This window comes from Psychrobacter sp. Arc9 (assembly GCF_041431295.1).
In the GTDB taxonomy this organism is placed as follows: domain Bacteria; phylum Pseudomonadota; class Gammaproteobacteria; order Pseudomonadales; family Moraxellaceae; genus Psychrobacter.
Genome location: NZ_JASMRK010000005.1, coordinates 42,149 through 54,653 on the forward strand (window position 1 = coordinate 42,149; position 12,505 = coordinate 54,653).

The following is a 12,505-nucleotide window of genomic DNA, read 5'->3' on the forward strand; positions in this document are numbered from 1 at the left end:
AATAAGCAAAAAACCATTACCCAGAATCAGAAGAGATTGGTAATGATACATAGATTTACAGTAATACTGGTGTATTAACAGATTGTATTAAATATATAACAGCAACTTTACTGACTTTTGTTATAACTTACAACTAAAAATTAATCTTTACTATTAAACAATCAACAACATAGAGCGCTCATTTCAGGGTATAATAGCCCTCCTTTAATTCGACAGTTATTATAAAAATATTTGAGTATTCATCTGTTTTATGGTATAAATGTCGGCTTTAAAATTTTCTGAATTGGTCAGCCTGTTATTTGCCTTTAGATAGCAGCAAAACCAGCTCAACCTTCATATAGTTTTGTTTGGTGCAAAGCTGCCGCTTGCTGTGTCCATGCCGCAAAAACGTGCAACTTGCCCAGACTGGTATGAGAAAAACTCATACCTCATAGATTAGGAGTTCGCCATGTCTCGAGTTTGCCAAGTGACTGGAAAGCGCCCTATGGTGGGTAATAATGTTTCGCATGCAAACAACAAAACCCGTCGTCGCTTTCTACCAAACCTTCACAACCATCGTTTTTGGGTAGAGTCTGAAAACCGCTTTGTACGTCTACGTGTGTCTACCAAAGGTATGCGCATCATTGACAAACTTGGTATCGATAAAGTGTTAGCGGATCTACGCGCACAAGGTCAAAAAGTTTAAGTTAAAAGTAGCAGCTGGGTGATGACTCTCATCATTTAGGCTGCTGTTTTGCTACATTAGTTGTGGCAACTCATTCTTTGAGACACGTACCTATCGTTTGAAGACCCCTCATTTACAGGAAAGCTATCATGAGAGATAAAATTAAATTAGTATCAACAGCTGGTACTGGGTATTACTACACCACTACTAAAAACAAGCGCACTATGCCTGGCAAAATGGAAATCAAAAAGTTTGATCCAAAAGTACGCCAGCACGTGATCTTTAAAGAAGCTAAAATCAAATAACTCCCATCATTTGTAGAAGGCATTTTTATAAATACTTTCTATAAAGAAGTTATTTGAACAAAAAAAGGGTTTATCAATTGATAAACCCTTTTTTTATGACTGTAGCTTCATGTTGCTAAGCTACGTCTTCAGTCATTTGCCTTGACCAGTATTTATTTTAACTGGTGCTCAAAAATAACCAAAAATTAGCTGTAGTGTGTTGGTTCTTTATCATATACATGCGCATGCCACTTACTCATTTGCTTTTGCATAATGACCTGAATCGCAGCATGAATCATATGTTGACCAATCGCTTGAGTATCGCTACCAAGTAGTTCTTTTAGCTTGTCAGAAAAGTCAATCGTCATCAGCGGCGCTTCATCTTGTTCAGCATCACGCAACAACAATCTACCATCATCTGCTTCCACCAACTCTAACGTGGTTTCTTTGGCAAATCCTGCAAATTGATCGCTACTTTCGTTATCTACTTCTATATCATTATCGATATCGTATGGCATTAATGTGTTCCTTATTATCCCGTTTAGTACTGGTAGAGAAACTAGTCATTGCAAAGCAGTCATTTCTTAAAAATAAACTCATTCGGCAAATCTATCGTCTTACAGTAACGCGGGTAAATCTGTCTTACTCATACAATGGACGCTTTAACATTGGAATTCAAGGGCTGTCACATAAGTCTTCGCAATAAAAGCAAACTTGAATGCCATGTCGTTTGTATATATTAGTGCCAATAACGTAACTTTCCTAATGTAAATAAGAAGGCCACAAACATTCCAAGGTAATAAACCAGCTTTAGCTCAAGGCTAGGATCACGATACTTAAATGGCAGTGCAACGGTGGCCGTCGCAGTGGGCAATATCAGCAGCATAAGCAGCCAGTTTTCAATGACATTTAGCCAACCTTGTAAGTCGGTTCCGTGACGTAGTGACGCCAATCCCATTAATAAACAAGCGATGATTAAGCTAGTAAATAAGCCATTTGGTAAATCTTTAGGATAGATAATTTTAGCAATACTGGCTGGTACGATTCTCATATAAAATTCCAGTCATGCTTGTAGAACATGGCTTAATGATTAAAAAATATAAAATATCACGATATTATGTAGGCGCGAAAAAGCATTATACTTATAGCGAAACTACTTAACTGTAAGTACCCATCAGCCATAGCATCGATATACAAGAGGTCAAATAACCCAAACTAATCGCATTCCAACTTTCGATATGCAGGCCTTTAACTTTATTAAGTATGCGAGAGCCTACCCAAAAGAACAGCGGAATGCCTAGCATAAATGCAGGCACAATGACTGCAGCATGACGTAGCACTGTTTCAACATCATCACCAACCATCAGGCGAAAGCCATAACCTGCCAAGCTCAGTACAAGTGCAAACATCGCTAAGCCAATGGTGATACCTTTAGGTACCAAACTGCGCTGCGGTGTTTCACTTTCAAGTGCTTGCCTAGCTTGCTGATTCAACGCTTCATGAGAGCTTGCTTGCTCAGAAGGCTCTGTTGAACTGCTAGAACTGTTTGTGTCCATATTTCACCTTTGCGTGACTGACCATTATATAGAGTTGATTCAATTTAAAAGAGAAACAAGGCAACTGAGTGCAGATGTAATGCGATACTTCAAGCAAGGTTAACGCTGTCGCTCTTTTATATGGGGTTAACTATTATAGTCATAAGTTATACAGCACATTCTAATATTGTTATTGTATGGCTAATAGCGTTTATTAACCATGTAACGCTCGCTAGCTGTTGTTGGCTAATAGCAACTCTGCGCGCATCTCATCAATAGCCGCTTTATAATCTTCCTGATTAAAAATCGCAGAACCCGCAACGAACATATCAGCACCCGCTTCAGCAATCGCACGTATATTACTGGCTTTGATACCGCCATCAACTTCCAATCGAATATCTCGGCCACTAGTAATAATACGCTGACGGACCTGACGGACTTTATCTAAAGTACTATCGATAAACGACTGTCCACCGTAGCCCGGGTTCACACTCATTAATAAAATCTGATCTACTTTATCCATGACATAATCAAGATAGTGTAATGGTGTCGCTGGATTCAATACCAAGCCACACTCTGCGCCGCCATCTTTGATAAGTTGAAGCGATCGATCGATATGAGCGCTGGCTTCAGGATGGAAAGTAATGATACTAGCACCCGCTTCCAAGAACTGCTCAATCATACTATCGACAGGTGAAACCATCAGATGCACATCAATTGGCGCTTCAACACCATAGTCGCGCAACGCCTTACAAATCATGCTACCAAACGTCAAATTGGGTACGTAATGATTGTCCATTACATCAAAATGAATCACATCGGCACCCGACTCTAGTACCTTCTCAACTTCTTCGCCCAACCGCGCGAAATCAGCTGAGAGTATCGACGGTGCAATAAGATAAGGTTTAGCAGGACTGTTCATAATTGAGCTACCTAATTCATGTTTATATAAGATATTGATAAATTAAAAAGGAAATTTCAAGCGGCTCACCTATACTGCAAGCCCTTTATGTACTGATGTTAAATACTTAATTATCTAACGCTGCTTGTATTGGGTTTTGCAGTAAGCACGGCCAACTTCAAAGGAGCGCTTTGCTTCATGCTTGGTGGCACGATTGCTCACTCTCTGACGCCATAAGCGAAAAGATGAAGGCTTTAGCTCTTGGCGCATGAGTTTGATAACCCCAGTCTCATCGAGACCGTAGCTATGCTCTATAGCCCCAAATGGCGTTCTATCTTCCCACGCCATCTCTATCACGCGAGATATTTGTACATCATCAAGTACTCTATCGCCAGCGTCGTTGACGGTTTTTGCAATCAGCTCGTCTGACTTAACTTGAGACACTTCATCACTATAATCATTGCTACGTTGTTTATTTTGTAGAGCAGCATCCATATCAGCTTGCATAGTCGTTTTTGTAGAACTCGTATCTGCTGACTTATTCTTTGAATTAGAAGCTGTCAAATCTTGATAACTTGCCATAAAAATCACCTGTTGAGCATGAATGGAATAGCGAAAAATGTATCACGGTCATCTGCAGGGCATCTTAGCTCATTTGAGCCATATGCCAATGATGTTCGATATGATCATTAATCACCGTTTGGATAAAATAATAGCTGTGGTCATGCCCCGCTTGATAGCGTAATGTTAAGGGCTGTTTGGCTTTTGCACAAGCGTCTTGTAGTTTAGAGGTCTGTAGCTGACCTTCTGCTAAGAAGTTATCAGCTGCGCCTTGATCAACCAAAATGCTCGAATACTGCTGACCGACCTTTTCAATCATTTGTGAGGCGTCCGCTTGTGCCCATAGAGACTTATCATCACCGAAGTACTCTGTATAAGCAGCTTGCCCCCATGCAGACTCACTGGCTGCGCATACTGGCGATAAAGCCGATACGCTGACAAACTTACTTGGGAACTTGAATCCTAGCAATAACGCGCCATGACCACCCATTGAGTGTCCTGTGACACCGATACTGTGAATAGGAAACTCTGAACGTAGTAAGTCATATAGCTCATCGACGATGTAGCTTTGCATGTTGAAGTTGTCTGACCAAGGCGCTTGGGTCGCGTCAACATAATAGCTTGCACCTTGACCGACAAAATAGCGATCGTCGTTTGGTACATCACTATCTTCACTACTTCTAGGCGAAGTATCAGGTGCGATAAGTATCATACCAAGCTCGCTACATTTTTGCTGAAAATGCGCTTTATGAGTGACATTATCGGCATTACATGTCAAACCTGATAGGTACAATATCGCAGGACAACGTCGTCCAGCCAAGGCTTCATCAGGTAGATAAATACTAAACGTCATAGATGTTTTGGTAGACGTCGACTCGTGGCTATAATAATGCTGCTCACCGTTGAAACAGCGATTCACGCTTTTTTGGGTAAGCTGTTTATTGGTAGATAAACTATGACTATAAGAATTCTGCATGAGTGATATCCCTTTTATTCAAAATAGAACCAATGACGATGTTTAATAAATGCTCAACATCTAATAGTAAATCTGATATTGGCATTTATAAAATGCCAAATCTTACTTTGTGCTTATTCAGCGGCTATCTCTACTTCGTCTACTGACAGATTAGTAGCACTGTCAGGTAGAGTATTAACCGTTATAGAAGTAGCATTATTTGTAATACTAGCAACGGATGGCCGCGCCTTATCAAACAATACTTGTTCAAATGCAGGTAATGCTGTCTCCATTAAACTACCAATCACCATTTGTGGCTCTGATGGCTCAAAGCCCATGGCGCTCTCACGCTCATTGACCCGTATACTGGCGTCCTTAAAAGCTGACTCAAAACTGGTATTCCCTCGTAGGCTTTCAGCAAAAAACGCTTGACCAAAATAGGTCATCTCAGCTGTATTCGTGCAGCCAAACGAGGCTTTGTCAGCGGCTGATGCAGTAATCACTACCGTGGTTGGCGATGCCAATTCGTCAATAAACGAACCTGAGTAGCAGGCAGACACCACAATCACACGCCAGCGAATACCCGATGCGTCTAGCGCGTCACGCAACCATGTAGCATCTAAATTATCCATCGCAAGCGGCGGGTTTGCCAATTGGACGATATCTTGGTTACCATGTGAAGACAACGTCAAAAACAACACATCTTCATCCGCGTTCATCTGCTGACCGATTTTCTTTAAGCCGCGTAGGATGCTGGTTTTGGTCGCAATTGGCTCGTCCATCCAACTATACGTATTGTTAATTAAAGACAACGAGTGCCCACTAGTCCCAAAACGCACATCAAACAGCTCACGTACTTTACTGATCTCAGAACGAAAGACGTTTTGACCAGAGAACCCTGCCACACCCATAAAGTACCAGTCGGTTTTGCCATCGATACTTGGGTCTATACTATCCAATGCTTGCTGTAATAGACGTGGCTGCTGATACAGTGCCGCCTCTTCTAATACAGGCTCTACAGGTATTTGCTTAAAAATTGGCTGATCTGCGACATTACGCTGCCAGATAGTCAGCAACGCTACCGCACCGACCAATACAATGATTCGCTCCCACCATGGTATACGCAGACGACGGGAGAAAATCCAAAGTAACGCTAGCGTTTGCCATAAGAACAATACTAAAAACAGTACTGGTAAGAACGAATAACTCCAATTTGGCAACCAACCATAGCTACCAAAAAACTGCACCAAGCTTTGTAATAAGGCTGATAATGTATCAGCCACCAACCAAAGTACTACTGGTACAAATACCAATGCTTGGTTGCTGGCTCGCCGAGCCAAAATAATACCACCAAGCAAAATAATCATTGGCCAGATCAAATAACTGACCAATCCTTGCTCATTAAATATGCTGCCACTTTCAGCAGCTAACCATGAAAATAAGACATTACTACCAAGCGCCAATAACGCAAATACGGCAAACTGTACAAAAGTAGGTTTAACCCAAGAAAAAGCCCGTGTTGAGCCCACTAGCATCCACAAGGTTGCAATAATATTGGCAGCGAAATTGAGCGAAAAACGCTGAAGCGAGACGGTTTTTAACGACGTAAGTGACAAAGACTTAGACCTCTAGCCAGTCGAGAAAAATAAAATGACTCAATGATAATTATCTTAATGTAACAGCCGCGCGGTGCAATCAATTAACGATTTTTTGTACAGCATGCAGACATCGATTTATATTGAATTCACGATGGAGTGATTATAGAAGATGACTAGCATTGCCTAATATTTTAGCTCGCTAATCTATCGCGATTGTAACGGATTGTCGGTTAAGAGGATAAGGCTGATTTGTAAAATTCACTCAGATTTGGCTAAAAATTCAAATAAAAAAGGAGGCCTCTTATATAAAGCCTCCCTTTTTTGCTAATTACTAAACATTATCTCATCAATAGCTCATTGACGCGTTTTAGATAAGCGGCTGGATCATCTAGCTGACCGCCATCTGCCAATAATGCTTGATCAAAGATCACTTGCGCCAGATCATCAAACTGCTCACTGCTTTCAAGCTTTTTGATGAGTGGATGATCAGGGTTTACTTCTAGCGTTGGCTTACTTGCTGGTACGTCCTGACCCATTTGCTGTAGCATCTGAATCATTTGTGGTGATAGCTCACCTTCACCAACAACCAAGCAAGCTGGACTATCGACTAAACGAGTAGACACTTTGACGTCTTTAGCACGCTCGCCCAATGCAGCCTTTAGTTTATCAACTACTGGCTTTAGCGTTTCTTGGGCTTTCTCCGCTTCCGCTTTTTCTGCTTCATCTTGCAAGTCGCCTAGGTCTACTGCGCCTTTGGCGATGTTTTGCAGCGGTGTCTCATCGAATGAGGTCAAGAAGTTCATTGCCCATTCATCAACACGGCTGGTCATCAAGATAACTTCGATGCCTTTTTTCTTGAATAGCTCAAGTTGCGGGCTGTTTTTCGCAGCGGCTAGATTATCAGCGGTGAGGTAGTAGATGGCTTTTTGACCATCTTTCATACGGCCTTTATAATCTTCGAAGCTTGTTACCAAACCGTCTTGGGTGCTGGTGGCATAACGCAATAGCTTAGCAATACGTTCTTGATTGCCTGCGTCTTCGCCTAGACCTTCTTTGATGACATCACCAAACTCTGCATAGAATTGGGCAAACTTCTCTTGCTTCTCATTGTCTTCGCTATTAGCAAGGCTTGCAAGTAAGGTCAAAATACGGCGAGCGTTACCATCACGAATAGATTTTACATCACGTGACTCTTGTAGTAGCTCACGGCTCACGTTCAATGGCAAATCTGCTGAATCAATCACACCTTTCACAAAACGCAAATACATCGGTAGCAATTGCTCAGCTTCGTCCATAATAAAGACGCGCTTCACATATAGCTTTAGACCATGCTGCTGCTCACGAGTGTATAGATCGACTGGCGCTTTTTTAGGGATATATAATAGCTGCGTATACTGTACGCGACCCTCTACACGGTTATGCGTCCAAGTAAGCGGCGCATCCATGTCATAAGAGATATTCTTATAAAAATCGACATACTCATCATCTTCAATTTCAGAGCTAGAGCGAGTCCATAGTGCACTGGCTTTATTGATTGTTTCCCACTCATCAGTGAGTACCATCTCGCCACCAGCAGGCGTGTCGTCGTTCTCGTCTTCTTTTACATCTTCTTGCCAAATCTCTTTACGCATTTGAATTGGCAAACTGATATGGTCAGAGTATTTATTGACCAAACGCTTAATTTTACTGCGATCTAAGTAGTTATCTTCACCCTCGCTATATTCTTCTTTTAGATGCAAAGTAATCGCCGTACCGCGCGTGTCTTTGGTAATAGGTTCAACAGTAAAACTACCAGTACCATCTGATACCCAGCGCACGCCTTTATCCGCAGGCTCGCCCGCTTTACGTGATTCGACACTGATGGTATCAGCCACAATAAAACCTGAGTAAAAACCAACACCGAACTGACCAATCAATTGTCCGTCTTGCTTTTGTGATTCAGACAATTTGTCTAAAAATGCCTTGGTACCTGATTTAGCAATCGTACCTAAGTTTTCGATTGCATCGGCTTCGTTCATACCAATACCATTGTCGGTAAAGGTAATAGTTTTGGCTGCTTCATCGACGGCGATGCGGATTTTTAATTCGCCATCATCTTCATAGAGGCTATCATCATTTGTGCCTTCAAAGCGCAACTTATCACAAGCATCCGACGCATTAGATACCAATTCGCGGACAAAAATATCAGCGTTAGAATATAGTGAATGCGTTACCAAATGCAGTAACTGCGCCACTTCCGCTTCAAACGTATGTTTTTTTAATTCTGGATTCAGACCTTCAGCTTGAGTTGCTTCACTCATAAAAACTCCTTTAAATTCTATGAAAGACCTATGATCAGATAACGATACACTTACTAAAGCCGTTCTCATAATGTTAGAGAACCTGCCGTATGCAATACCGTTAAACTGTCTATACTAATAGGGGCATTGAGAAAAAATTCAAGCTCAAAAGCCCTATTCAATAAAAAACACCGCGCTGGTTTACCAAGGCGGTGTTCTGGTATCAGTTGTTTGCTTGGTTATTTAATTGCTCAGTTATTTTCTGATATAGCAATCAAAGCGCAAACAACAGCAACTATTCTGAATATGCTTCTATCAATAACTCCCAAAGAGTCGTCAGCTTTTTTGAAAATTGAGTATGGTTTTTCATAGTAACCTCTATGTCGATTAACATCGGCTTGTTAGTAATATTATCTTTTTAGTAATATTGACTTGTTAGCTACTATTAAAACCATTTCCCTATTATTTGTATAATTAATTGATTATAACGTATTGTTTCATTTTTCAAAATTATAAACTGGCTGACTCTTAGCCGTTTAACGTGGCATCGGACGAATAGTAAGGATTTGCTCACTACGACCAAAAGGCCCATGTACATCGTGCAGTACCGCACTGGTCAATCCGATACCATCATCGCCATATTGTTGTACAGCCTCGATACCGAGCCAGCGACCTTTTGGCGAGCGATGCATATGGATTTGCAAATCAGTATTGGGGAACATCCACTCTAACTTAGATAAACCAAGACCCAATCTTGGTACAACACCATTGGCAGTATCGACCATACCTAACAGATGCACCAAGTCATCAGTCGGCTTGCCTTCAATCATGTCGAGATCATTAGTAATCCATACCATACCGCGACCAGAGCGACGGTCTTCTGTCGCTACTAAACGCACGCTTTCAATAAAACCGCCCGGCCAGCCTTTCATACCTTCCCAAACTGGCAATTCTTCAGGTTTGTATTCTGCTGGTTGATCTTCAAGTCCGGCAATCTCACTGGTATCTTGAGTAATCAGTCGCCACGCTCTTGCTATAATGGCGTCACGGCCACGGCTGCTCATGACCGCTTCAATCAGCTCAATAGTCTTACCTGGTCGAATACAGCGAGTAGTAATAGTAAAATCGTCAAGCGGTATTAGCCCCAAGATATCAAGACTCACACGTGCGATACGAATATTAGGTTGTGGCGCAAAGCTATTAATCTCGGCTGTTAATAGGCCTGTTGCTGGCGCCATGTGCTGCTCATGCTCATTCCAAGCACCTTGAGCATGCTTGGTTGGCTGATAATACGCAACACTGACACCGTCTTCTTGTAATTCTCGTTTAATAAATTTGTAATAAGCAGTCATAGCTATTCTCTCTTTCCTATATTTGGCACTTTCACCTGTATTTTTTATTTATGCTTGTACTTTCTATTTATGGATAAGCTCTTGTTTTCTTAGCGTGAGAATCCGACGAGCTTTTTGTATGAAAAACAATAAACAAATCATGACTACTGCGAGCATCGCGTAAAAAAAGCTTTTTTCTGCCATAAACTTCATAATATTCATAAACAATACGAAGACCACTGCTGCCATCACTAGCATATTGAGTTTCAGTTGTTTGTTGACTTCAGCGAGCGTGGCCTCTGACAATACAAAGCGGAATTTTGGTTCTTTCATGCGACCTTATCCATATAAATGATGATTCATACAAATACAAACGTAAACACTAGTTACTTACCAACCTGAGTGACAGGAATCCGCAACGCTTTCGGTAGACTAAACGTTACATTTTCTTCAATACCAGATAGCTCACTAGGTAGATCGCCACCCCAGTCTTGCAACTGTTGCAATACTTCTTGGATCAACACTTCGGGCGCGGATGCACCAGCGGTCACGCCTATACTCTGCACACCATCTAACCAACGCTTGTCCATCTCACTGGCATTATCAATTAAATACGCTCGACAATTCATACGCTCAGCCAGCTCTCGCAAGCGATTAGAGTTTGATGAGTTTGGCGAACCAACTACCAAGACCACTTCACAGCGACTGGCCAAATCTTTTACCGCATCTTGACGGTTTTGAGTAGCATAGCAAATGTCGTCTTTGCGAGGGCCTTGGATACTAGGGAATTTTTCACGTAGCGCATCGATGACGCGCGCAGTATCATCCATCGACAAAGTTGTCTGAGTCACAAATGCCAAGCGTTCAGCATCTTGTACAGTCAATGCGGCCACATCACCTTCATCTTCGACCAGATGAATCTGCCCACCATGGCGACGATTGAAGCGCCCCATCGTGCCTTCGACTTCTGGGTGTCCTGCATGTCCAATTAACACTGCATCCATCCCATCTTGCGCAAACTTTGCCACTTCGATATGTACTTTAGTTACCAACGGGCATGTTGCATCAAACACCGTCAAATCTCGGCGCTCTGCTTCATCTTCAACTGCTTTGGAGACCCCATGAGCGGAGAAAATAACGATAGAGCCGTCTGGTACTTCATGAAGCTCTTCAACAAACACCGCACCACGATTGGCCAAGTCTGATACTACAAACTTATTATGCACAACTTCATGACGGACATAAATAGGCGGCTCGAAACGCGTCAATGCTTCATTAACAATCGCAATTGCACGGTCCACACCAGCACAAAATCCACGGGGATTGGCAAGATAAATTTGCATAAAAAGGCCTATCATTGGATAATTTATAGTTAAAACGTATTTTTGAATTTTTTATTCAAAAGTTGCGGCGAAATCAATGCTCTACTTTAGCATAATTTGCTTTTGTCGCTCTCTAAAATAGCTGTCTACTCATAGCAATATTTTATAGGCAAACCTCAGCATACTTACGACATATTGCAAAACCAGCTTTAACTTGTATAAAAGCAGTTTATAATAATGCATCTATTATAATTTCTATCGCCATACATGATGGCGTTTTTTATTTTTTCCAGTCTTTGTTTTTAACTGAGGCACTGCTTAACTTTTTATCAACACGCATTTATTACAATACATTTTACAAGTTACTAAGAAACTTTCTATTAGGATAAATTGTATGACAGGTTCATTATTCATCGTTACTGCTGCTTCAGGTACTGGCAAGACCTCACTGGTTAAGCAATTGCTTGCTACCACCAATGACTTGACTGTCAGCGTCTCTCACACCACTCGCGCACCACGCCCAGGTGAGATTGATGGTCAGCACTATCATTTCACAGATACCGATAGTTTTACCAATGGTATCAATGCAGGTCTATTTCTAGAGCATGCTGAAGTATTTGGTAACTATTATGGCACATCAGAAGAAAGTGTACGTACCCAGCTAGCGGCGGGTATTGACGTGATTTTGGAGATTGACTGGCAAGGCGCAACGCAAATTAGAAATATCTTTCCCGATGCCATTATGGTTTTTATTCTACCACCCAGCATTGCGACATTACGTCAACGTCTCTCAACCCGCGCGCAGGATTCTGTAGAAGTTATAGAGCGCCGTCTAGCTGGCGCGGTCACCGAAATGGCACAATATGTGAATGCTGACTATGTAGTAATCAATGATAATTTTGATGTAGCCTTAGCTGAGCTAAAAGCCATCATCGTGGCCGACAGGCAGACACTTGGTCGTCAGCAGCAGCGCTATCATCGTACGATTAGCAACTTGCTAAACGCTCAGGTAGAAGAGTAAACTAAGCACAAGCAGCTAATCTCGTAAGTAGATATAAAAAGCAACTACGCGACT

General features: G+C 41.8%; 14 protein-coding genes. 3 read left to right on the forward strand and 11 right to left on the reverse strand.

The features are described from left to right. Positions 1 to 448: 448 nt before the first annotated feature. Both rpmB and rpmG read left to right on the forward strand, forming a co-directional pair. Positions 449 to 685, forward strand: a complete 237-nt coding sequence (rpmB, locus tag QO187_RS04165; protein WP_057761372.1) for a 50S ribosomal protein L28 — start codon at positions 449 to 451, stop codon at positions 683 to 685. A gap of 128 nt (positions 686 to 813) precedes the next feature. Next, positions 814 to 969, forward strand: a complete 156-nt coding sequence (rpmG, locus tag QO187_RS04170; protein WP_010201403.1) for a 50S ribosomal protein L33 — start codon at positions 814 to 816, stop codon at positions 967 to 969. Between the two features lie 185 nt (positions 970 to 1,154). Here rpmG and QO187_RS04175 read toward each other — a convergent pair whose 3' ends face one another. From QO187_RS04175 to ispH, 11 genes are all read right to left on the reverse strand, one after another. Next, a complete protein-coding gene (locus QO187_RS04175; RefSeq protein ID WP_101205798.1) occupies positions 1,155 to 1,466 on the reverse strand; it encodes a hypothetical protein in 312 nt (103 codons plus the stop codon). A 221-nt stretch (positions 1,467 to 1,687) separates the two neighbouring features. Further along, on the reverse strand, positions 1,688 to 1,999 hold the full coding sequence (locus QO187_RS04180; RefSeq protein WP_057761376.1) for a hypothetical protein: 312 nt from the start codon (positions 1,997 to 1,999) through the stop codon (positions 1,688 to 1,690). A gap of 106 nt (positions 2,000 to 2,105) precedes the next feature. Beyond that, positions 2,106 to 2,504: a hypothetical protein gene (locus tag QO187_RS04185; protein ID WP_371547449.1), complete on the reverse strand. Its 399-nt coding sequence runs from the start codon at positions 2,502 to 2,504 to the stop codon at positions 2,106 to 2,108. 211 nt (positions 2,505 to 2,715) lie between these two features. Then, positions 2,716 to 3,405 carry a ribulose-phosphate 3-epimerase gene (gene rpe, locus QO187_RS04190; protein ID WP_057761380.1) on the reverse strand — a complete coding sequence of 230 codons (690 nt, stop codon included), beginning with the start codon at positions 3,403 to 3,405 and terminating at the stop codon, positions 2,716 to 2,718. Between the two features lie 114 nt (positions 3,406 to 3,519). Then, positions 3,520 to 3,801: a TIGR03643 family protein gene (locus QO187_RS04195; protein WP_371547594.1), complete on the reverse strand. Its 282-nt coding sequence runs from the start codon at positions 3,799 to 3,801 to the stop codon at positions 3,520 to 3,522. A gap of 229 nt (positions 3,802 to 4,030) precedes the next feature. After that, positions 4,031 to 4,921, reverse strand: a complete 891-nt coding sequence (gene fghA, locus QO187_RS04200) for an S-formylglutathione hydrolase (protein WP_057761382.1) — start codon at positions 4,919 to 4,921, stop codon at positions 4,031 to 4,033. Positions 4,922 to 5,034: 113 nt separating this feature from the next. Next, positions 5,035 to 6,516 (reverse strand): C13 family peptidase, encoded by a 1,482-nt coding sequence (locus QO187_RS04205; protein ID WP_371547454.1) that lies wholly within the window; start codon positions 6,514 to 6,516, stop codon positions 5,035 to 5,037. A gap of 320 nt (positions 6,517 to 6,836) precedes the next feature. Continuing rightward, positions 6,837 to 8,798 carry a molecular chaperone HtpG gene (gene htpG / locus QO187_RS04210; protein ID WP_371547456.1) on the reverse strand — a complete coding sequence of 654 codons (1,962 nt, stop codon included), beginning with the start codon at positions 8,796 to 8,798 and terminating at the stop codon, positions 6,837 to 6,839. A 515-nt stretch (positions 8,799 to 9,313) separates the two neighbouring features. Continuing rightward, positions 9,314 to 10,129, reverse strand: coding sequence for a thioesterase family protein (locus tag QO187_RS04215; protein WP_160022291.1), 816 nt, complete (start codon positions 10,127 to 10,129; stop codon positions 9,314 to 9,316). 63 nt (positions 10,130 to 10,192) lie between these two features. After that, complete coding sequence (locus tag QO187_RS04220) at positions 10,193 to 10,441, reverse strand: hypothetical protein (protein ID WP_371547460.1); 249 nt, start codon at positions 10,439 to 10,441, stop codon at positions 10,193 to 10,195. 53 nt (positions 10,442 to 10,494) lie between these two features. Continuing rightward, positions 10,495 to 11,451, reverse strand: a complete 957-nt coding sequence (ispH, locus tag QO187_RS04225; RefSeq protein WP_057761392.1) for a 4-hydroxy-3-methylbut-2-enyl diphosphate reductase — start codon at positions 11,449 to 11,451, stop codon at positions 10,495 to 10,497. A gap of 373 nt (positions 11,452 to 11,824) precedes the next feature. On the opposite strand from ispH, the gene gmk reads away from it, so the two are divergent. Beyond that, positions 11,825 to 12,451 carry a guanylate kinase gene (gene gmk, locus QO187_RS04230; protein ID WP_371547462.1) on the forward strand — a complete coding sequence of 209 codons (627 nt, stop codon included), beginning with the start codon at positions 11,825 to 11,827 and terminating at the stop codon, positions 12,449 to 12,451. Positions 12,452 to 12,505 lie beyond the last annotated feature (54 nt).

Bases quoted from the DNA above. Each gene is read 5' to 3' on its own strand.
- QO187_RS04220 (WP_371547460.1), bottom strand. From the start codon at position 10,441: ATGAAAGAACCAAAATTCCGCTTTGTATTGTCAGAGGCCACGCTCGCT.
- fghA (WP_057761382.1), bottom strand. From the start codon at position 4,921: ATGCAGAATTCTTATAGTCATAGTTTATCTACCAATAAACAGCTTACC.
- QO187_RS04185 (WP_371547449.1), bottom strand. From the start codon at position 2,504: ATGGACACAAACAGTTCTAGCAGTTCAACAGAGCCTTCTGAGCAAGCA.
- htpG (WP_371547456.1), bottom strand. From the start codon at position 8,798: ATGAGTGAAGCAACTCAAGCTGAAGGTCTGAATCCAGAATTAAAAAAA.
- rpe (WP_057761380.1), bottom strand. From the start codon at position 3,405: ATGAACAGTCCTGCTAAACCTTATCTTATTGCACCGTCGATACTCTCA.
- QO187_RS04215 (WP_160022291.1), bottom strand. From the start codon at position 10,129: ATGACTGCTTATTACAAATTTATTAAACGAGAATTACAAGAAGACGGT.
- ispH (WP_057761392.1), bottom strand. From the start codon at position 11,451: ATGCAAATTTATCTTGCCAATCCCCGTGGATTTTGTGCTGGTGTGGAC.
- QO187_RS04180 (WP_057761376.1), bottom strand. From the start codon at position 1,999: ATGAGAATCGTACCAGCCAGTATTGCTAAAATTATCTATCCTAAAGAT.
- gmk (WP_371547462.1), top strand. From the start codon at position 11,825: ATGACAGGTTCATTATTCATCGTTACTGCTGCTTCAGGTACTGGCAAG.
- QO187_RS04175 (WP_101205798.1), bottom strand. From the start codon at position 1,466: ATGCCATACGATATCGATAATGATATAGAAGTAGATAACGAAAGTAGC.
- rpmB (WP_057761372.1), top strand. From the start codon at position 449: ATGTCTCGAGTTTGCCAAGTGACTGGAAAGCGCCCTATGGTGGGTAAT.
- rpmG (WP_010201403.1), top strand. From the start codon at position 814: ATGAGAGATAAAATTAAATTAGTATCAACAGCTGGTACTGGGTATTAC.